Origin of the sequence: Corynebacterium marambiense (assembly GCF_016342275.1) — a bacterium.
In the GTDB taxonomy this organism is placed as follows: domain Bacteria; phylum Actinomycetota; class Actinomycetes; order Mycobacteriales; family Mycobacteriaceae; genus Corynebacterium; species Corynebacterium marambiense.
Genome location: NZ_JAEIOT010000005.1, coordinates 530,524 through 551,416, shown reverse-complemented (window position 1 = coordinate 551,416; position 20,893 = coordinate 530,524). Strand labels below are relative to the sequence as shown.

The window sequence follows — 20,893 nt, the reverse complement described above, 5'->3', positions numbered from 1 at the left end:
GTCCTGAGCCAGGATCAAACTCTCCATAAAAGCCTTTAAGCAATACAAAAAGCTTGAAAAACCTAGCAAAACAAACAACCAGCAACACCACCCGACCCCACAAAAGGAACCAGGCAATGTCAAAAATGATTGTCCAAAAAAACAAAAAGCAGATGAAACATCCGCCATAGTGACGCGTGTCATTCGACGAGGAAAAACAAACACGCCACACAAACATCCGTCCCAACCACCACAGTCAACAACCACCACCAGCACCCACACAACGCAGGCGCCCGACAGTGGTCGATTAAGGAAGCGACTTACACTCCCCGGCACACGCCACGACCATGAATGATCCGGAAACGAATCAAAAAAACAATTACCCCACCAACAAACACAACCACCCAAAGATGATCACACCTGCCGGCAAGATACATTGGCACACTATCGAGTTCTCAAACATCACCTGTACACCACCTCAACACCAGAACAACCAGTGCCTCAACAGCGACTCGCTCAACATTAGTACCACCCAGCAGATCATGTCAACCCACCAGAACAGCAACCAACCTCAAGCCCACCAACCCGACCAGAACCCTACGGCCCGCCGCGCTGACTCGAATCAATCTACACACACCACCAACCACACGCAAAACACCAGGCCAACACCACTTTTCTCAGATCTACCCAACCAAGAGACCCACCACCAACCCCCACCCCAGGCACCCCACACACTCACCACAAAGAGGAAGGCCCGAGCATCAACCCCCCCCCGGGGAAGACACCCCCTCTCCACCGGCGGTCGGCGTGGCGAGGGAGTGATCCAGTGTGAACGGACGGTTACGCGGACGCTGTGAATTGTGCTCCCGCGAAGTTCTTCTTTCCGCGTCGCAGCACGATCCAGCCGCCATGCAGGAGATCGGATTCGGTGGGTTCCCACTCCTCGTCCGAGATACGGACGTTGTTGGCGTAGGCACCGCCCTCCTTGATCGAACGGCGCGCCGCCCCCTTGGACTCGGCGAGACCGGTCGCCACCAGCAGGTCGACGATCGTACGTGGTGAATCGGGACCAATCTCGGCAACCGTTGTCTCGGAGACCGCACCTTCAAGCGTTCGCTCGTCGAGATCGGTGAGGTCGGCGCGCCCAAACAGCGCCTGGGCTGCCAGTTCGACGGCCTCAGTCGCGTCAGCGCCGTGGACGAGGGTCGTCATCTCGCGGGCAAGGCGCCGCTGGGCCTCACGCTTGTGCGGACGTTCGGTCACCTCGACCTCTAGAGCGTCGAGCTCCTCCTTATCGAGGAACGTGAACCAGCGCAGGAACTTGACGACGTCCACGTCGTTGGTGTTGAAGAAGTACTGGTACCAGCTGTAAGGGCTGGTCATTTCGGGATCCAACCACAGCTTTCCGCCACCGGTGGACTTACCAAACTTGTTGCCCTCACTATCCGTGACCAGGGGAACGGTCAACGCGTGAACGGTGACACCGTTGACGCGCCGGTTCAGGTCGACCCCGGAGACGATGTTGCCCCACTGGTCGCCGCCACCGATCTGCAGGACACAGCCGTGACTGCGGTTGAGCTGCACGTAATCGTTTGCCTGCAGGAGCATGTAGGAGAACTCGGTGTAGGAGATACCGTCCGAGTCGAGGCGCCGCCTGACCGTGTCGCGGTTCAGCATGGTGTTCAGCGAAAAGTGTTTGCCTACGTCCCGGAGGAAGTCGATGACACTGAGGTTCTCGGTCCATTCTGCGTTGTTGACCATAACGGCCGCGTTATCGCCCTCGAAGTCGATGAAACGGGCGAGCTGCTTCTGGATCCGCTCCAGGTTGCCCGCGACCGTCTCTTCTGTGAGCATGGAGCGCTCCCCGACGTCACGGGGATCGCCGATCATGCCCGTCGCTCCGCCAGCGAGGGCGACGGGACGGTGCCCAGCGCGCTGGAACCTGCGCAGGAGGAGAAGCGGAACGAGGTGACCGGCGTGCAGAGACGGGCCGGTTGGATCGAAGCCACAGTAGAGGGAGATCGGGGAATCGGTTTCCTCGCGGAGCTTGTCGAGGTCGGTGGACTGGTTGATCAGGCCACGCCAGCTCAGTTCGTCAATGATGTTCATTGTCAGTTCCTCTTCGTTAAAAGACTGCTCTGGACGGTCGGTGGGTCACTCGGCGGACGGCCAGGAGACTGCCTCGTCGATGAGAAGCACGGGGATGTCGTCGTCTATGCGATAGGCGAGACCGAGCCTCCTGTTCACGAGCAGCTGGTCGTCCTCGAGATACTCCAGCGGCCCCTTGTCCTTCGGGCAGGCGAGTACATCAAGCAACTGTGGATCGATACTCATAATCACCGATCCTACCCGGAGAACAACCACGTCTGCGCTGTGCCCCGGTGAAACCACGGGGCCCCGGAATGCCCGCACAACCGCGCCACCGCATGACGGTGGTGTCGGAACGCCGTCACCGATCCCGTGGTCAATGGACTGCCCCGCTGCTCCGTTCCGTCGGCTTCGCCCGGGCGTTTCCGCGCCACCGTGCACCACGCCTTCCCCACCGATGTGAGCTCGGCCGTCGACTGTGGTGCAGGTGGCGACTGAAACCATCCCGCGACCATCCGGAGAAACCCAGCTCGGGACTGCGGCAGGACCACGTCCCGGCGCCGGACTAGACTTGGCGCCCATGTCACGCCTCGTATCACGACTCAACCACTTTCCCGAGACCATCTTCGCCACGATGACCAATTTGGCGGTCGAGAAGGGCGCGGTGAATCTCGGCCAGGGATTCCCGGACGAGGACGGGCCCCGATCAATGCTCGAGGAAGCCGTCCGGCAGATCCGCGGCGGCAACAATCAGTATCCGCCCGGTCGTGGTTTCGCCGGGTTGCGCGCGGCGGTTGCCGCGGACCGTCGGCGCAGTCACGGCCACAGCCTCGACCCGGACACCGAGGTACTGGTCACCGTCGGCGCGACCGAGGCCATCTCCGCGACGGTGCTCGCGCTCGTGGAGCCGGGCAGCGAGGTGGTGGTGATCGAGCCGTACTACGACGCGTACGCGGCAGCGGTCGCGCTCGCCGGTGCGACCCTGGTCCCAGTTCCTCTACTGCTCGACGCCTGCAGCGACAGCGGTTGGCGGTTGGATCACGCCGCGCTCCGCGCAGCGGTGGGTGCGGATACCTCGATGATCATCATCAACACACCGCACAACCCAACCGGGCATGTGTTCTGCTCCGACGATCTGGAGGCCGTCGCGGATCTCGCCCGGCGACACGATCTGCTGGTCCTGTCGGATGAGGTGTACGAGAAACTGGTCTATGACGGCCGCGCACACACCCCCATCGCACTGTTGCCAGGTATGCGGGAACGCACGGTGACGGTGTCTTCTGCAGCGAAGTGCCTGAATGTCACCGGTTGGAAGACCGGCTGGGCAATGTCCACGCCGGAGATCATCGACGCCGTGACGAAGGCGAAGCAGTTCCTCACCTTCGTCGGGGTCGGTCACGTCCAGCCCGCCGTCGCACACGCCCTGGACAACGAACAGGCCTGGATGGAACGTCTCCGTGATGACATGCAACGGCGTCGGAATCTGCTCATGGACGGGCTCGACCAGGCTGGCTTCGACGTCAAGGCCTGCGCCGGCGGGTACTTTGTCATCGCGGACGCCACGCCACTCGGGGTAACCGACGCAGCAGAATTCTGTACCGGCGCTCTCATCGATCGTGGCGTGGTCGGGATCCCGGTGTCCGCATTCGCCACGAGCGGGAACACCGGGCACCTCGATCCCCTGGTCCGTTTCGCCTTCTGCAAGCGGGAGAACCTAATCCGGGACGCCGTCGCGCGTCTCGTCTGAGACGTCGACAAACCGCCCCCGCGGTGAGTGGAACGGGGGCGTGATCAGCCCCGGACCGGCGTCCCGGCCCAGGCGCGGTACTCCGCTGACATCGTCGCGACGCGTTGACGCTGTTCGACGACACGCACAGCGGCAGTCCCGCCGCGCGTCGCCCGGGAGGCGACAGCTCCTTCGACGGTGAGGACTCCCCGGACCTCGGGGGTGAGTCGGGCGTCGACACCCGCGAGTTCGTCATCGGTCAGCTCGTCCAGCCCAATGCCCCGGGCTTCGGCGATCCGGACGCAGGCCCCGGACGCCTCGTGTGCCTCACGGAACGGAACCCCCTGCCGAACCATCCACTCGGCGAGATCGGTGGCCAGGGTGAACCCCGCGGGGGCGAGCTCCGCCATCCGCTCCGGATGGAAGGTGAGCGTGGAGACGAGGCCGGTCATGGCGGGCAACAGGAGGTTGAGTTGCGCGACGGAGTCGACGATGGGCTCCTTGTCCTCCTGCAGGTCCCGGTTGTAGGCCAGCGGTTGCGCTTTGAGTGTCGCCATCAGACCGGTGAGGTTGCCGATGAGACGCCCGGTCTTGCCGCGGGTCAGCTCGGCGACATCAGGGTTCTTCTTCTGCGGCATGATCGACGAGCCGGTGGACCAGGCGTCATCGAGCGTGACGTAGCCGTACTCGGGCGTGCACCAGTAGATGATCTCCTCTGCCAGGCGTGACATGTCGACGGAGATCTGCGCGAGCACGAACGCCGTCTCCGAGGCGAAGTCCCGGGAGGAGGTACCGTCGATGGAGTTGTCCGCCGCCGAGTCGAAGCCGAGCTCCTCGGCGATCGCCTCAGGGTTGAGGCTCAGGGATGACCCGGCGAGCGCACCGGAGCCGTAGGGGGACACCGCGAGACGTTTGTCCAGGTCACGGATGCGGTCAACATCCCGGAGCAGGGGCTGCGCGTGGGCGAGCAACTGATGCGCGAGGAGTACGGGCTGCGCGGCCTGCGAGTGGGTCTTGCCAGGCATGATGGCGTCGGGGTGCGCTTCCGCCTGTCCCACGAGGGCGTCGACGAGATCGGTGACGCCGAGGGCGATGTCCCGGACCGCATCCCGGACCCACATGCGGAACAATGTCGCAACCTGGTCGTTACGGGAACGACCGGCGCGGAGCCGACCACCGATCTCGGGGCCGACGATGTCGATGAGCCCCCGTTCCATGGCACCGTGGACATCTTCGTCGGTGGGTTCGGGCCCGAATTCACCTGAGGCGACCTTCTCCCCCAGTTCGTCGAGGCCAGCGAGCATGATCTCGAGGTCGGCGTCCGACAGCAGCCCGGCGGAGTTCAGAACCTTCGCGTGGGCCTTGCTGGCCAGCACATCGTAGGGGGCGAGCACCCAGTCGAAGTGGGTGGACACACTCAGTGCGAACATTGCTTCGGAAGGGCCGCCGGAGAAACGGCCGCCCCAGAGGGCACCTTCATTTGTCTTATGCTGTTCCACGGTTATCGTCGGCTCCTTCGGGAGTGGCTTTATTCTTCGGTTGTCTTCGTGGCGTGTGTCGATTCGCGGGGCCCGCGGATCGTCAATCACAGCGAAAACCCTTCCGCTGGTGGCGCCATACCCGGTTCGGGTGACGTCATCGGCGGAAGGGCTCGTGCATGATCGTGGATTCTACTTGCCGGCCTCGCGGTCGCGGCGGCAGGCAATCTTCGAGGACAGACCGTGCAGCTCGACGAAGCCGCGGGCGAGTGTCTGGTCGAAGGTGTCGCCGGTGTCGTAGGTGGCGAGGTTGAAGTCGTAGAGGCTCGACTCGGAGCGGCGGCCGTTTACGGTCACCCGACCACCGTGCAGGACCACCCGGATGTCACCGGTGACGTTCTCCTGGGTCGACTCGATGAAGGCATCGAGGGAGCGCTTCAGTGGTGCGAACCAGAGACCGTCGTAGACCTCCTCGGACCAGCGGGCGTCGATGAGGCGCTTGTAGCGGGCGAGCTCCCGCTCGACGGTGACATCTTCGAGTGCCTGGTGGGCGGTGATGAGGACCATCGCGCCGGGGGCCTCGTAAACCTCGCGGGACTTGATGCCGACGAGGCGGTCTTCGACCATGTCGAGCCGACCGACGCCCTGGGCGCCGCCGCGGCGGTTGAGCTCCTCAATGGCCTCCAGGACGGTGACCTTCTTGCCGTCGATGGCGACGGGGACCCCGCCCTTGAAGGAGATGATGAGCTCGTCGGGGGCATTGCCCATCGCCGGGTCCTCGGTGTAGGCGTAGAGGTCCTTCGTCGGCGGGTTCCAGAGATCCTCGAGGAATCCGGTCTCGACAGCGCGACCCCAGACATTCTGGTCGATGGAGAACGGTGACTTGGTGGACTGCTCGATCGGGAGGTTGATGTCCTCGGCGAAGGCGATGGCCTTGTCCCGGGTCCAAGCAAAGTCACGCGCCGGGGCGATGATCTTCAGATCCGGGTTCATGTCCGCGAAACCGACCTCGAAACGGACCTGGTCATTGCCCTTACCGGTGCAGCCGTGAGCGACGTGGGTTCCACCGTGCTCCTCGGCGGCCTCGACGAGGTGCTTGACGATCAATGGCCGGGAGATGGCGGAGACCAGCGGGTACTGCTTCATGTACATGCCGTTGGCCTTGATGGTCGGCAGGCAGTATTCCTCGGCGAACTCGTCCTTCGCGTCGACGACGACCGCCTCGACCGCGCCACAGTCGAGCGCACGCTGACGCACGCTCTCCATGTCCTCGCCGCCCTGTCCGAGATCGAGGGCCACGGCCACGACCTCACCGCCGGTCATCTTAGCCAGGTACGGGATGGCCACCGAGGTGTCGAGGCCGCCAGAATAGGCGAGAACTACGCGATCAGTCATGACTTCTCCTTGAGGGGTGATTCATCGTTTATATGTGGGTTCTACCAGCGGAAATCCTGAAGGCTGGCGACTCAGGTGTGCACCACACCCTAACAGTGCGGATGGTGCAGGTGCAGCAGGCACCCGCGTGGAAAGGCGGATCGCTGCCCGACATCCGCAACCCTAGCCGGTTTATTCACTAGTATGCAAATTATGCACCGGTGGTGGGTTTTCACCCGCCACCGGCACGGTCCTCGTCCCACCAGCGTCAGCGACGCTCAAACATCTCTCCAAGCTGTTTGCCCGTCAGGGGTTCGCGGGCGATGACGAAGATCGTGTCATCACCGGCGATACAACCCACTACCTCGTCCATCTGGACCCGATCGATGAAACTCGCCAAATACTGCGCGGCCCCCGGCGGGGTCCGCAGGACGGCGGTGTTCCCGGAGGAATCGACGCTGACGAGGAGGTCGTCGAGCATCCTCCGCAGCTTCTCCGCCGGGCCCCGCATCTGCTCGGTGAGCGGCGCTTCCGCAGGACCGATCATGTAGAACGCTCGCCCGCCGTCGGGCCGGACCTTCTTGGCGCCGAGTTCATCGAGGTCTCGGGAGAGTGTGGCCTGGGTGATGTCAATCCCCTCGTCGAGAAGCAATTCGGAGAGCTGGACCTGGGAGGAGACCCGGTATTTCTCCAGGATTTCCACTATCCGGCCCTGCCTGGCGGCACGGGTCACCGGTGCCGGACGGCTCATCGTGCCGCACCACCGGGCTGGTTTTCCAGCAGCCACGCCATGAGTGCCTTCTGCGCGTGCAGTCGGTTCTCCGCCTCGTCGAACACCACGGACTGTGGTCCATCGATGACCTCCGCCGTGACCTCACTCCCCCGGTATGCGGGGAGGCAGTGCAGGAAAACCGCACCGTCGGCGGCACGCGCCATCACAGCATCATCGACCTGGTAGGGGCGGAACACCGCAGCCCGGTCTATGCCGTCATTTTCCTGCCCCATGGACACCCAGGTGTCGGTGATGACGATGTCCGCACCGTCCACCCCGTCGAGGCTGTCGGTGACCCGGATTTCCGCACCCGTCCGCACACCGACCGCCCGGGCACGTTCGACGAAGCGCTCCTCGGGCTGGAAGCCCTCGGGTGCGACGATCGTCATGTTCACACCGGCCGTCGCGAAACCGAGCAGGTAGGAGTTGGCCATGTTGTTCGCCCCGTCACCGAGGTACACAGCGCTTCTGCCTCGAAGACCAGCCGGTCCTTGTTCCGGTGAGAGCTTCTCGACACAGGTCTGTAGATCAGCGAGAATCTGGCACGGGTGCAGGTCATCGGAGAGCCCGTTGATGATCGGGACGGTCGCGGTCTCCGCCATCGCGAGCAGGTTCTCATGGGCGTAGGTCCGCCACACGATCATGGACACGAACCGGGAGAGCACCGATCCGGTGTCCTGATAGGTCTCGCCCTTCCCCATCTGGGTCTTGTCGGTGACCGCGACGATGGGATTGCCGCCGAGTGCGGCGATACCCGCGTCGAAGGAGAACCGGGTTCTCGTCGAGGTTTTGTCGAAAAGGACGGCGACGGACTGCGGTCCGGCGAGAGGTTTACGGGAGTAGGGGGCGGCCTTGAGCTCCGCGGCGAGGGTCAGGACCTCCGCCTGTTCCGCAGGGGTGAGGTCATCGTCGGCGAGGAAGTGGCGGACGTTCGGTGTGGTGGTCATGTCTCTATCCTTCGGTGTTCTTCTCGGAGTCCCAGACATCGGTCAGGACGGCTGCGATGCGCTCGGCTGCGACGTCGAGTTGCTCGGTGGTGATCACGAGCGGCGGGGTGATACGGATGACGGTGTCGGACGGGGCATTGAGGATCACGCCGTGCTTCAATCCGACCGTCACAGCCTCCTTGGCCACGGGCCGGTCGAGAACGAGGCCCAGCATGAGGCCGCGTCCGCGGACCTCTGTCACGCCGTCGACGGATTTCATGGCCGCCGTGAAGTGTTCGCCTTTTGCCCGGACCTCCGCGACGAAGTCTTCATCGATAGTATCGAGGACCACTGAGGCGGCGGCGCAGGAGACCGGGTTGCCGCCGAAGGTTGTGCCGTGGCTACCGACGCCGAACAGTGTCGCGGCCGTGCCGTGCGCGAGGCACGCGCCGATGGGCAAGCCTGCCCCCAGACCCTTGGCCATGGTGACCACGTCAGGCAGGATCCCCTCGTGAGCGTGGGCGAAGAAGTCACCGGTGCGGCCGACACCGGTCTGCACCTCATCGGCGATGAACAGGATACCGTGTTCATCACAGAGAGCCCGGACTGCGGCGAGGTAACCGTCCGGAGCGGGAATCACCCCGGTCTCTCCCTGGATGGGCTCGAGGATGATCGCGGCGGTGTCCGCGGCGTTGATCTCCACCATCTTCCGCAGGTAGTCGATGTCACCGTAGGGAAAGAACTCCACTCCACCCGGGAGCGGTTCGAAGGCTGCCCGCTTGTCCGGTTGACCTGTGAGCGCCAGTGACCCCATCGTCCGGCCGTGGAATCCATGCTTCGCGGCCAGCACCCGGTGTCGTCCGGTGAGGCGGGCGAGCTTGAACGCGGCTTCGTTCGCCTCGGCACCAGAGTTGCAGAAGAACACGCGGGTTGAATCGGCAACGTCCGAGTCTCCGTGTGCGAAGCGCTGCTTGAGTTTCTCAGCGACCTCCACGACAGGCCGAGAGGCAAAGAGGTTGGATACGTGGGCGAACCTGCGGATCTGCGTCTCAACGGCCTCGATCACCGCAGGATGCGCGTGTCCCAGGGAATTAACGGCAATACCCGCGAGTAAGTCAAGGTAGACGGTACCGTCGGCTGCGGTCACCTCGGCACCGTTCCCGGAGATCAGGTCAAGCGCCGGGGCATAAGTGTTCATCAGTGCTTCGGACCACCGACCGAGCGCGTCGAAATTGTCGGTCCTGGATTCGTTCATGGTTTAACCTTCTGGAACTCTGTGGGGGCTGGATAATCGTTGCGGTCGTAGGCGTCAGGCAGAACCATCGTCCCGATACCGCCTTCGGTGAGGAGTTCGAGCAGTACGGAATGCGCGACGCGACCATCGATCACGTGGGCAGCGTGGACCCCCTGACGCACGGCATTCAGACAGGACTCCATCTTGGGGATCATTCCTGAGTCCAGGGACGGGAGCAGCGAAGAGAGCTCCCCGACGGAGATCTTGCTGACCATCGATGACGTATCCGGCCAGTCCGTGTACAGTCCCGACACGTTGGTGAGAATTATCAGGCGCTCCGCGCCGATGGCGCTGGCGAGCGCTCCCGCGGCGGTGTCGGCGTTGATGTTGTGGACCTGCCCGTCCTCGTCCGGTGCAATCGTGGAGACCACCGGGATGCGCCCCGCGTCGATGATGTCCATGAGCGATGAGGCGTCGACGTGGGTGATGTCACCGACGAGACCGATGTCGGTGAGCTCGCCGCCTACCTCGACCAATCGGCGTTCGGCAGTGAACAGTCCGGCATCCTCCCCGGAACAGCCCACGGCGTAGGGGCCGTGACAGTTGATGAGTCCGACGAGATCTCGACCGACCTGACCAAACAGGACCATCCGGACGATCTCCATGACCTCGGGGGTAGTGACCCGGAAGCCGCCCCGGAACTCCCCCTCCATACCCAGTTTCTGCAGCATGGCGTTGATCTGTGGACCGCCTCCGTGGACGACAACGGGTTTCGCGCCGACTGTTCTGAGGAAGACCATGTCGGCGGCAAAAGCAGCGCGGAGGTCCTCATCGATCATGGCGTTTCCGCCGTATTTGACCACGACGATCTTGTCGCGGAAATGTTTGAGCCAGGGCAATGCCTCGGCGAGCACGTTGGCCCGAACCTCGGGTGTGATGTCCTTCAGCATGTCGTTCATGTCTCGTCCCGGTTTCTGGGGTGTCGTGGAATGGTCTCGGTGCCGGTGAGCGGAGACCATCTAGGTGGAGTACGCGGAATTGATCTCGACGTAGGCGTGGGACAGGTCGGTGGTACGCAGCGTCGCGGTGCCGGGTCCGCCGGTGCCGAGGTCGACGGTGACGTCGATGTCACGGCCGGACAGGTCGACATCACGGGCACCGGGAGCACCACAAGAGTCAAGGCATACAGCTTGACCGTTGAAGTGGACGGAGATGTGCTCGGGGTCCATGTCCGCATCCGCCATGCCCACGGCGGCGAGGACACGCCCCCAGTTGGGGTCGGACCCGAACATCGCGCACTTGAACAACGGATCGCGGCAGAGGGTCCGGGCGGCATTGGCGGCCTGGGTATCGTCGGTTGTTCCGGTGACGGTGACTGCCACGCGCTTGGTGACCCCCTCGGCATCCGACTGAAGCTGCTTCGCCAGGTCGGTGCATACCCGGAGAACCACTTCATTGAGGTCATCCTGGTCCGGGGTGACACCGGACGCACCGGATGCGAGGAACAAGACGGTGTCGTTGGTCGAGGTGGAGCCGTCGATGTCGAGGCAGTCGAAGGTCACTGCGGTAGCGGCTCGGAGCGCGGTGTCGGCCATCTCGTGGGTGACCGCCGCGTCGGTGGTCAGGCAGACGAGCATCGTCGCCAGAGACGGAGCCATCATTCCGACCCCTTTGGCCATGCCACCGACGGTGTATCCGGCGCCGTGTCCGACCGACTGCTTGGCGACCGTGTCGGTCGTCATGATGGCCTCCGCCGCCGCAGCCCCATTGTCCCCTCCGTTCACCGTGAGCCCGTCGACGAGCTTGTCCACCCCGGCGAGGACGAGGTCCATGGGCAGCGGTTCACCGATCAATCCGGTGGAGCATGCCGCGATGTCCCCACTGTCGACGCCGAGGGCCTGTGCGACACTCTCGATCGTGTCCATCGCGTCGGCCTCTCCCCTGGAGCCATTGCAGGCGTTGGCGTTGCCGGAGTTGTAGACGACGGCCTTGAGACGGCCGTCGGCGACGTTGGCGCGACTGAGCTTCACCGGCGCGGCAACAATCCGGTTCCGAGTGAACAGGGCCGCTGCCGTGAGATCGGGCCCCTCGTTGACGACGAGGGCCATGTCGGGCTTGCCCGACGCCTTGATTCCGGCGGTTGTGGCGGCTGTGGAGAAGCCCTTCGGGGCGGTGATTCCTGTGTCAGACATGGGGTAGTTCCTTCGGCGGGGGTGTCGGTGCGGTGTCGATATGGCTGCAGATCAGGGCGCTACCCCACAGCGGGGGAGTCCCGCGGTCTCGTCCAGACCGAGTGCGAGGTTCATGCACTGGACAGCGGCGCCGGCCGTGCCCTTGGTCAGGTTGTCGATGGCGCTGGTGACCAGCAGGCGGCCCGCATCATCGTCGACCTCGACCTGGACCTGGCACAAGTTCGAGCCCAGCACGTTCTGTGTCTGGGGCTGGGTGCCCTCCGGAAGCAGCTGGACGAAGGGCTCGTCGGCGTAGGCGTCCCGGTACACGGCACGCGCGTCCGCGGCGGAGACTCCCTCGGCCAGCGGGGCTGACGCCGTGGTAAGAATGCCCCGAGGAAGTGGTGCGAGGACCGGGGTGAAGGACACCGTGACCGGGGATCGACTGTGGAGGCGGAGATTCCGTGCGATCTCCGGGGTGTGCCGGTGCCTTCCGGCGGTGTTATACGCCTTCAGTGATCCCATGGTCTCGCTACCGAGCAGCCCGACGGAGGCCTTCTTTCCGCCGCCGGAGACGCCGGTGACGGAGACTATCGCGATGTCCGGGATGATGAGGCCGGAGGCGACCGCCGGAAGCAGGGCCAGCGTGGCGCCGGTGGGGAAACAACCGGGCACAGCGACGCGCTTCGTTCCCCGCAGCAGCTCCCTGTTCCCCGGCATCTCCGGGATGCCGTAGGGCCAGGTGCCCGCATGTTTCGACCCGTACCACCGTTCCCAGTCGCCGGCGTCGTCGAGCCGGAAGTCGGCGGCACAATCGATCACGAGGACATCGGGACCGAGCTGTTCGGCGATCGCCGCGGAGTGTCCGTGGGGCAGGCCGAGGAACACCACGTCATGCCCGACCAGTTCGTCGGCGGTCGTCGGTGCGATGACCCGGTCCGCGAGCTCGGGAAGGTGTGGCATGAGCTCGCCGACGGTGCTCCCGGCGGTTGAGGCGCCGGTCAACGCCCCGATCCGCAGCCCGCCGCTCCGGTATTCGGGGTGTCCGAGGAGGATCCTCAGGATCTCTCCTCCGGCGTATCCGCTGGCACCTGCGACTGCAACTGTGATTGACATGGATGACACCATATCATTTATGCGCCTTTGTGCAAATTATGCACTCCCGTCGTTGGCCACGACCTCCGTCCCCCCCCCCGCGTAGGACGGAGTCGCTCCCCCTGCTGTGTGGCGAACCCTAGAATCGAAAGTAGCAGCTCCGCATCCGCCCCGGTATCACCCGGTACCACTCCGCACCCGCGATACCACTCACCCGGAGGAATCCATGTTCACTTCGAGACGCTCCACCGGCAGACTCCCCCGACTGGCACTGTCCGCTGTGCTGGCTGCGGGAGCCCTCACCGCGTGCGGGGGAGATCCGTCCCCCGAGCCGCCAGCCCGCACCGAGGAGTCACCGGCACCGAGCCACCGGGCCGCGGACCCGATCGAGGCTCCGGTCCGCCAGCCGACCGAGGATGAACTCCGGTGGAGATCCCGGATTCCCGACGGTGAGTACGTCACCGCGGTCTGTCAGGGGTACAGCGACCTCCAGTTCACCAACTTCAAGGCCGAGGAAGGGATCGCCCCGGAAGTGATCGCGGGCGACCTCAGGCGGGCCATCGCATCATTCCGGACGGCCACCTCTACCCTGCCGGAACCGGCGAACGAGGTCATCGCCCGCTCCGGCGACGACCTCGCATCGAGATTCGACCGCATCGAGCCGATGGTCTCCCCGGACGCGTCTCCGGCACAGATGTCGGAGGCCCTCCCACTCCTCACCGGCCACCCGGAGATAAAGGGCATCTACTACGACTTCGGCACGGAGGTGGGTAATCTGCCACCGGAACAGGACGCAGCAGCCAGACGGATCCCGGCCTGCTCCCACGTCTTCCGGGACTACGACAAGGTTCTGGACGACCGTGTCGTGCTGCCCCTCGCGGATGCCGCGGTCAGACTGCAACAGGCAAGGGACGGCTGGACCATCGCCATGGAGGAGGCCGGCATGCTGCCGAAAGATCTGTCGGCCGAACCCGTCACCGATTACCCGACAGCGGAAGGGGAACCGCTCATCCCCATCCTGCCGCCGAATCCCGACGAACTGGGGCCGCCCAAGGAGTACTCCTTCGCTCTCGCCGACAGGGACCCGGAGAAGTGGCGTGCTGTATCCGATTCCCTGATCGAGGGAGCGGACATCCTGGACACCTGGGAGAACACCGCGACGGACCCGATCGAGTTCGACGCGGCACAGGAGGTGGTCGTCTACCGGGAGAACCTGAAGTACGCCCTCTACGACGCCGCTGCGGCGCTGAGCGAAGCCGCGGACCGGGCGGACGGGATCCTCGACGACACCGGCACGGATCTCTCCGGAAAGCTGGACGCGCTCACGGCGTTCGATGATGACGTCGACGCCCGCATCAGGAACGTGGAACTGATGGCCAGGATGCTGCTCAAGCTGACGCTCGAAAAAGCCGGTCTCAAGACACAGGAGGCGGTGGAAAGCGCGGTCCAACTACAGAACAGGGAGGACGTGGGACAGAAGATTCTCGAGGATTTCTACGAGGACCTGAGGGAGATTCTCTGAATCGGTGCCCTGGCCGGCGACACCGCAACCGGCGGCCGGGACGTCCTCAGGAAGCCGGAACCCCCGCCGCGACGGCCTCCGAGTTCGCGGTTCCCCGGCTCTTCTCCGGTCGTTCGAGCGCCATGTCGCCGGGACGGATCCAGCCGGCCCGTCTCATGGCCTCGGAGATCAGGAGCGTCACCAGTGCGGGACCGACGATGTTCAGACCGAGGATCATCAGCGTGAGGGATACAGCCCCGTGGTCGGGGGACATGACGGTCCAGGTCATGAGCTGGCCAACGAGGCCCGAGGTCCCCATACCCGAGCCTGCGGGGTTGTTCTCCATCGCGAACACGGTCGTGGCGATCGGCCCCAGGATCGCCGAAGCGATGATGGGCGGCAGCCAGATCGCCGGACGCCGGACGATATTCGGCATCTGGAGCATTGAGGTACCCAGGCCCTGGGACACCAGACCGGCCCAGCGGTTCTCCCGCCAGCTGGCTACTGCGAAGCCGACCATCTGGCAGCAGCAGCCTACGGTGGCAGCCCCCGCCGCCAGCCCCGACAACCCGAGAATGATGCCCAACGCCGCCGATGATATCGGCAAGGTCAGACAGATGCCCATGATCACGGCGACGAGAATGCCCATTAGGAAGGGCTGCCGCTGGGCGGACCAGTTGATCATCTCCCCCAGTGCCGTCATGAACTCGGAGATCGTCGGGCCGATGAACAGGCCCACCGCCGCTCCCGAGCAGATGGTCACCAGCGGGGTAACGAGGATGTCGACGGGGGTCCGCCCCGACACGAACAACCCGCACTCAACCGCGATGAACGCGGCGATGAACGCCCCGAGGGGCTCTCCCGGGCCGAGGAGCTGGAAGGACAGACCATCCACGGCCCCTCCCCCGAGGATCTTGCCCGCGTGCGCGCCGACCATACCCGCGACGCCGGTACCCGCGATGACGAAGGTCGACGCCGAGAGCCGGTGGGCCACGCCGATACCGATACCAAATCCGGTCAGTACCGAGGCCACGGAACCGGTGACGACAAGGAACTCGCCAACGGTCCCCGGCACATATCGGCCCAGCTGGACCATGATCGTTCCCACAATGAGGGTGGCGAACAATCCGAAGGCCATACCGGTCAGCGCATCAATGAAGAACAGGGAAGCCCATCTACGTATCAGTCGATTCACAGAAGGAGACTTTAGTGAGTTCAACGCACCATCGGAATTATCCGGGAAACAGCGTAAGCATCGACCCCCCGGAGGCTACCCCTGTACCCCGAACCGGAAGTGGCCCGGAACCTCTGCGGGATTCCGGGCCACGGGGAACGGTGCGAATCAGGCGCGGATCCGTGCGCCGTGTTCACGGCCTGCCGCGTCCGCCGCAGTGAGCCGCGCCGCCGAACACTCGTCGTCGGTCAGCGTACGGTCGGTGGCCCGGAACCGCAGCGCGAACGCCAGCGACTTCCGGTTCTCGCCGAGACTCTCCGAGCGGTAGACGTCGAAGAGCTCGACGCTCTCGATCAGCTCCCCCGCCGTCGACAGCAGCGTCCGGCGCACATCTTCCGCCGGAACATCCTCGTCGACGACAAGTGCTATGTCCTGCATCAGCGCCGGGAAGGGGGACAACACCGGCGCCGGCGCTGAAGGCGCGAACGGTAGAGCCGTGACGTTCAGTTCCATCGCGCAAGTACGAGGGGGCAGGCCTGCGCGCTCCAGAATCTGCGGGTGCAGCTCACCGGCGTACCCAACGACGGTTCCATCGACACTCAATGCCGCGCAGCGGCCCGGGTGCCAGGGAAGCTGCTCGGCCGCCGAGACCTCGATCTCAATATCGGCCGCGCGGGCGACAACGCGTGCCGACTCCACCGAGTCAGCCCACGTGTAGGCGCGGGCGGACCCCAGCGGGCCGGCGGCCTCGATGTCCCCGGCACCGACGGTGGCAACGTGCAGCGGCTGCACCGGCAGTGACTCCAGGAGTTCCGCGATAGCAGCGTCAGAGGGACGGCTCCGGACGTCGGGCATCGGTGAACGGTCGACCTCTCCCGCGACCGTGACCTGCTCGACCCCGTAGAGAGAGACGTCGCGCTGACCTCTGGCGGCGTTGCGCCGCACGGCATCCAGCATGTTCGGCAGCAGGGTCGTGCCGAGAACGGAACGATCGGTCTCAAGCGGATTGAGCACCCCGACGGTCTGCCGCCGAGGATCACCCGCGTCAAGACCCCAGACATCGAAGACATCATCCGCGATGAACGGGCTCGGAAGGATCTCCGTGTAGCCGTTGTACGCAAGGGCGTGGCCGATGGCGCGGCGGCGCCGCTGCGTGGGGGTCAGGCCACGTCCGGCGGGAGCGGTGGGGACGACCGAGGGAATGTCCTCCAGTCCCTCCAACCGCAGCACCTCCTCCACGAGATCGGCGTCCATCGTGATGTCCGGTCGCCAAGTGGGGGGTGTGACCGTGAGAACGTCACCGTCCCGGTCGACCGCACACCCGACCTCCTCGAGACGGGAGATGACGGTGTCGGGGCTGATGTCCATCCCCGCGATCTGCGCGGGACGGTTGACGCCCATCCGTACCGTCGGCATGGCGGGAAGATCTCCGACCACAGTACGTCCGGCGTCCACGGAGCCTCCGGCGATCCGGGACAGCAGGTGTGCCGCGACGTCGAGGGCGACCTCGACGAGAGCCGGATCGACGCCCCGCTCGAAACGCCGTGAGGCCTCACTCGACAACCTGTGCCGACGGCAGGCCCGTGCGACGGTGATCGGATCCCAGTTCGCCGCCTCCAGGTAAACGTCGGTGGTTGCGTCGCCGATCTCGGAGGATGCACCACCCATGACACCCGCCAGGGACAGCACTCCCGAATCGTCGGCGATGACGACGTCCTCCGGATCGAGCGTACGCGTCACGTCATCGAGGGTCTCGAGCTTCTCCCCCTTCTCAGCGCGGCGCACGACGAGCGTGTCACCGGTGATCCGGGCCGCGTCGAAGGCGTGCATCGGCTGTCCGAACAGCATCATCACGTAGTTCGTCACATCGGTGGCGGCATTCACCGGACGCTGGCCGCAGAGCATCAGCTCCCGCTGCATCCACAGCGGCGACTCTGCTCCGGCCGCGGTCCCCGTGACCCGGCGGAGTCCGAACCGGACGGCCTTCGTCTCCGGGCGGAGATCGACGGTCAGGAGTTCACCGTCGGGGGTGGGTACCGAGACGTCGATGCCCGCCACACCCGGCTCGAGCGCCGGATCGGTGAACGTGAGGTCGAAGGCGCTGGCGATCTCCCGAGCCAGCCCCCGGACGGAAAGCGCGTAGCCACGGTCCGGAGTGACGTTGACGTCGAAGACCGTGTCGTCGAGCCCCATGACGCCGCGGGCATCGGAACCGAGCTCGTAGTCCCGGTCGTCCGGGAGGGTGATGATCCCCTTGTTTTGTTGGGCAGTCAACCCGAGTTCAGCAGCGGAACAGATCATGCCCGCGGACATCCGCCCGTAGGTCTTACGCGCGGCGATCTCAAAGTTCCCCGGGAGCACGCATCCGGGGAGGGACACGATGACATGGTCCCCCTCACTGAAGTTGCGAGCGCCGCAGACGATCGACTGCAGTTCCCCGGTTCCGTTGGCGTCACCGACGTTCACGTGGCAATGCCGGATGGGTTTTTTGAAACCGGTGAGCTCTTCGATCGACTCGACCCGACCAATGACGAGTGGACCGGTGGTTTCGGGGATGGCGGAGAAGCCTTCGGTCTCGAAACCGACACGGACGAAGCCGCTGTCGAGTTCGGTGTCGGTGACCGACCAGTCCGACTGGGAGCCATCGGCGGAACGCAGCAGCCTAATGACCCAGTTCTTGGCGATGAGCATGTGAGGTTCTCCTGGGGGTTGAAAGCGGTGGTGAAAGCGGGGGAAGAGACGATCAGACCTGTACACCAAACGGCTGGGTGAAACGAATGTCACCCTCGACCATGTCACGCATGTCGGACAGACCGTTGCGGAACTGGAGAGTGCGCTCGAGCCCCATCCCGAAGGCGAAACCGGTGAATTCCTCAGGGTCGATACCAGCGGCCCTCAGGACATTCGGGTTGACCATGCCGCAACCTCCCCACTCGATCCAGCCAGCGCCCCCCTTCTTGTTTGGGAACCACACGTCGACCTCGGCGGAAGGCTCGGTGAAGGGAAAGTAGTTGGCCCGCATGCGCGTACGGGTATCCGGTCCGAATAGGGTCCGGGCAAGGTGATCGAGTGTCCCGCGGAGATGCGCCATGGTCAGTCCGCGGTCGACGGCCAGTCCCTCGATTTGGTGGAATACGGGGGTGTGCGTCGCATCGAGTTCATCGGTCCGGAACACTCGTCCGGGGCAGGCGATGTAGATCGGTACATCACGCGACAGCATGGTACGCATCTGCACCGGTGAGGTGTGGGTACGTAGTACCTGGGAGGACCCCTCGGGCGCGATGTGGAAGGTGTCTTGCAGGGTGCGGGCGGGATGATCGGGAAGGAAATTCAGGGAATCGAAGTTGAAGTACTCGGCCTCGACCTCGGGGCCATCCGCGATCTCCCACCCCATACCGACGAAGATGTCGGCGATCTGTTCGCTCAGGGTGGTGATTGGGTGCATCGCACCCGGTTGGGTCCGCCCGGTGGGCAGCGTCACGTCGACGCGCTCGGCGACGAGCACCTCGGCGTTGCGCTTCTCCTCGAGCCGGGCCTTCGCTTCGGCGAACGCCTTTTCCACCCGTCCCCGGGCCATGTTGACGAGGCGACCCGCATCCTTGCGCTGCTCCCTGGGGATTGACCCGAGCGAACGGCGTGCCTGGGGGATCGGTGCCTCGTCGCCGAGGTGGGACCGTCTCACGGCGGCGAGTTCGTCGAGAGAGTCCGCCGCCGCGAACGCTGCGAGCGCCTCCTCCGCCGCTTGATTGAGGCTGGCTTCGGTCAGCTGGCTGTCAGTCACCGGGGCTCTGACTCCTTCTGGGTCGGTTGGGTGGTCGGTTCTTCAGGAAGGGGCAAACGGCCGTGTTTTTCCACTAGGCCGCCCACCCGGGGTTTCCCGGAATGATCCGGGTCACCGTGCTCTGCAGGATCTTACCCGGTTGCCCGTCCGACACCATGTTTCGGGGATCCGGACCGTAGGGTTCTCAGGATCCGTGCTGCGCGCGGGCGGAGGCGTAGAGGCAAATCGCCGCCGCTGTGGCGAGATTCAGGGATTCCGCCCGCCCCCGGATCGGAATATGGACCCGGTGGTCCGCAGCCCGCTGGAGATCATCCGGGAGTCCGTGGGCCTCATTGCCGAAGAGCCACGCGGTCGGCTCCGCGAGAACCCCGTCCGCCTCGTCGAGACTAAGTTCGCCGTCCGCTGCAGTGGCGATGACCGTCAGTCCCCGTTCCCGAAGCTTGCCGATGACGTCGGTGTGCGAGTGGTGCCGCGCGACAGGGAGGTGGAACAGGGATCCAGCCGAGGCGCGTGCGGACTTACCGTTCTGCGGGTCGACGGTTTCCCCGGTGAAGATTACGGCGTCAGCACCGACGGCGTCAGCCACGCGGATCACGGTTCCGGCGTTGCCGGGCTCGGATGTCTCCACGGGAACAGCAACGAGGCGGGGGTCCGCGGCGAGCGCTTCGTCCAGCCCGGTCAGCACCGGCCTGCACACCGCGACCAGGCCGGTCGGGGTCACGGTGTCCGACAACTGCCGACCGGCCTTATCAGTGACCGGGTGAATGTACACCCCGGCTGACGCAGCAGTGTTGAGCAGCCCGGCGAAGCGCCCGGCAGCGGATTCGGTCGCGAAGATGTCGGTGGCCACGCCCCGCTCGACGGCAGCCTCGACGCAGTTGACCCCCTCGACGAGGAACAGATCGGCTTTCCGGCGGCCGGCGCTGCGGTGGAGTTTGACGGCGGACACGACGCGTGGGGTACGTTCCGTCGCTGGTTCGGTGAAATCGAGGTGCATGCGATCCAACCTAGCAGCGGTACCGGAGAGTGCGGTTCTCCGGTGGAAACAACCCGATGGCGACAACGTGAAACCCGCCCCTGCTCCCGGTACGGGAGGAAGGGCGGGTCTCGGCGCCGCCGCTCAGGGCGACAACTGTTGCAGTCGAGGCCTAGCCTAGGCGGACTTCGGGGCGTTAACGTCCTCGGGGAGGGCAGCCTTCGCGGCTTCGCAAATCGCGGAGAAAGCACCGAAGTCGTTGACGGCGAGCTCCGCGAGGATCTTCCGGTCAACCTCGATCTCAGCGAGGCGCAGCCCCTGAATGAGCCGGTTGTAGGTGATGCCGTTCATCCGGGCGGCGGCGTTAATGCGCTGGATCCAGAGGCGACGGAACTGGCCCTTGCGTGCGCGACGATCGCGGTATGCGTAGGTCATCGAGTGGAGCATCTGCTCCTTGGCCTTGCGGTACAGGCGCGAGCGCTGTCCACGGTAGCCCTTGGCGGAATTGAGGATGACGCGACGCTTCTTCTTGGCGTTCACTGACCGCTTGACACGTGCCACGGTAAAACTTCCTTACGAATCTTGGGGTTTAGTTACTTTTGAGGGGGATGCTGGCCA

At 64.7% G+C, this 20,893-nt stretch carries 18 protein-coding genes; 2 read left to right on the top strand and 16 right to left on the bottom strand.

The annotated features are described in order from the left end of the window. From JDV76_RS12525 to JDV76_RS05145, 3 genes are all read right to left on the bottom strand, one after another. A partial coding sequence (locus tag JDV76_RS12525) for a hypothetical protein (RefSeq protein WP_232958833.1) occupies positions 1-183 on the bottom strand: 183 nt, incomplete at its 3' end. 636 nt (positions 184-819) lie between these two features. After that, positions 820-2,094, bottom strand: coding sequence for a tyrosine--tRNA ligase (gene tyrS, locus JDV76_RS05150; RefSeq protein ID WP_198735828.1), 1,275 nt, complete (start codon positions 2,092-2,094; stop codon positions 820-822). A 39-nt stretch (positions 2,095-2,133) separates the two neighbouring features. Further along, positions 2,134-2,313: a Trm112 family protein gene (locus JDV76_RS05145; RefSeq protein WP_198735787.1), complete on the bottom strand. Its 180-nt coding sequence runs from the start codon at positions 2,311-2,313 to the stop codon at positions 2,134-2,136. A 334-nt stretch (positions 2,314-2,647) separates the two neighbouring features. Here JDV76_RS05145 and JDV76_RS05140 point away from each other — a divergent pair, with 334 nt between their 5' ends. Further along, on the top strand, positions 2,648-3,814 hold the full coding sequence (locus tag JDV76_RS05140) for a pyridoxal phosphate-dependent aminotransferase (RefSeq protein WP_198735786.1): 1,167 nt from the start codon (positions 2,648-2,650) through the stop codon (positions 3,812-3,814). A 44-nt stretch (positions 3,815-3,858) separates the two neighbouring features. Here the strand turns inward: JDV76_RS05140 and argH are convergent, their stop codons facing one another. From argH to argC, 8 genes are all read right to left on the bottom strand, one after another. Then, the gene (gene argH, locus JDV76_RS05135) at positions 3,859-5,292 is read right to left on the bottom strand and encodes an argininosuccinate lyase (RefSeq protein WP_198735785.1); all 1,434 of its coding nucleotides are present in this window, start codon (positions 5,290-5,292) and stop codon (positions 3,859-3,861) included. 171 nt (positions 5,293-5,463) lie between these two features. Further along, positions 5,464-6,666 (bottom strand): argininosuccinate synthase, encoded by a 1,203-nt coding sequence (locus JDV76_RS05130; RefSeq protein ID WP_198735784.1) that lies wholly within the window; start codon positions 6,664-6,666, stop codon positions 5,464-5,466. 247 nt (positions 6,667-6,913) lie between these two features. Further along, positions 6,914-7,396, bottom strand: a complete 483-nt coding sequence (locus JDV76_RS05125; protein WP_198735783.1) for an arginine repressor — start codon at positions 7,394-7,396, stop codon at positions 6,914-6,916. Then, positions 7,393-8,364: an ornithine carbamoyltransferase gene (gene argF, locus JDV76_RS05120; RefSeq protein WP_198735782.1), complete on the bottom strand. Its 972-nt coding sequence runs from the start codon at positions 8,362-8,364 to the stop codon at positions 7,393-7,395. Before argF ends, JDV76_RS05125 begins: the two co-directional genes overlap by 4 nt. 4 nt (positions 8,365-8,368) lie before the next feature. Beyond that, a complete protein-coding gene (locus tag JDV76_RS05115; protein ID WP_198735781.1) occupies positions 8,369-9,598 on the bottom strand; it encodes an acetylornithine transaminase in 1,230 nt (409 codons plus the stop codon). Continuing rightward, on the bottom strand, positions 9,595-10,536 hold the full coding sequence (argB, locus tag JDV76_RS05110; RefSeq protein ID WP_198735780.1) for an acetylglutamate kinase: 942 nt from the start codon (positions 10,534-10,536) through the stop codon (positions 9,595-9,597). The genes JDV76_RS05115 and argB overlap by 4 nt, the downstream gene beginning before the upstream one ends. A 60-nt stretch (positions 10,537-10,596) precedes the next feature. Continuing rightward, complete coding sequence (gene argJ / locus JDV76_RS05105; protein ID WP_198735779.1) at positions 10,597-11,769, bottom strand: bifunctional glutamate N-acetyltransferase/amino-acid acetyltransferase ArgJ; 1,173 nt, start codon at positions 11,767-11,769, stop codon at positions 10,597-10,599. 51 nt (positions 11,770-11,820) lie between these two features. Then, complete coding sequence (gene argC / locus JDV76_RS05100; RefSeq protein ID WP_198735778.1) at positions 11,821-12,864, bottom strand: N-acetyl-gamma-glutamyl-phosphate reductase; 1,044 nt, start codon at positions 12,862-12,864, stop codon at positions 11,821-11,823. Positions 12,865-13,069: 205 nt separating this feature from the next. Between argC and JDV76_RS05095 the strand changes: the two genes are divergently transcribed. After that, complete coding sequence (locus JDV76_RS05095) at positions 13,070-14,365, top strand: hypothetical protein (RefSeq protein ID WP_198735777.1); 1,296 nt, start codon at positions 13,070-13,072, stop codon at positions 14,363-14,365. 46 nt (positions 14,366-14,411) lie between these two features. On the opposite strand, the gene JDV76_RS05090 is transcribed toward JDV76_RS05095, so the two are convergent. The 5 genes from JDV76_RS05090 to rplT form a co-directional block, all read right to left on the bottom strand. Then, positions 14,412-15,539: a PTS sugar transporter subunit IIC gene (locus tag JDV76_RS05090; protein WP_198735776.1), complete on the bottom strand. Its 1,128-nt coding sequence runs from the start codon at positions 15,537-15,539 to the stop codon at positions 14,412-14,414. 147 nt (positions 15,540-15,686) lie between these two features. Beyond that, positions 15,687-18,209, bottom strand: a complete 2,523-nt coding sequence (gene pheT / locus JDV76_RS05085) for a phenylalanine--tRNA ligase subunit beta (RefSeq protein WP_198735775.1) — start codon at positions 18,207-18,209, stop codon at positions 15,687-15,689. Between the two features lie 52 nt (positions 18,210-18,261). Then, a complete protein-coding gene (gene pheS, locus JDV76_RS05080; protein ID WP_198735774.1) occupies positions 18,262-19,299 on the bottom strand; it encodes a phenylalanine--tRNA ligase subunit alpha in 1,038 nt (345 codons plus the stop codon). 184 nt (positions 19,300-19,483) lie between these two features. Then, positions 19,484-20,296 (bottom strand): TrmH family RNA methyltransferase, encoded by an 813-nt coding sequence (locus JDV76_RS05075; protein ID WP_198735773.1) that lies wholly within the window; start codon positions 20,294-20,296, stop codon positions 19,484-19,486. A gap of 156 nt (positions 20,297-20,452) precedes the next feature. Then, a complete protein-coding gene (rplT, locus tag JDV76_RS05070) occupies positions 20,453-20,836 on the bottom strand; it encodes a 50S ribosomal protein L20 (RefSeq protein ID WP_198735772.1) in 384 nt (127 codons plus the stop codon). Between the last annotated feature and the right edge of the window lie 57 nt (positions 20,837-20,893).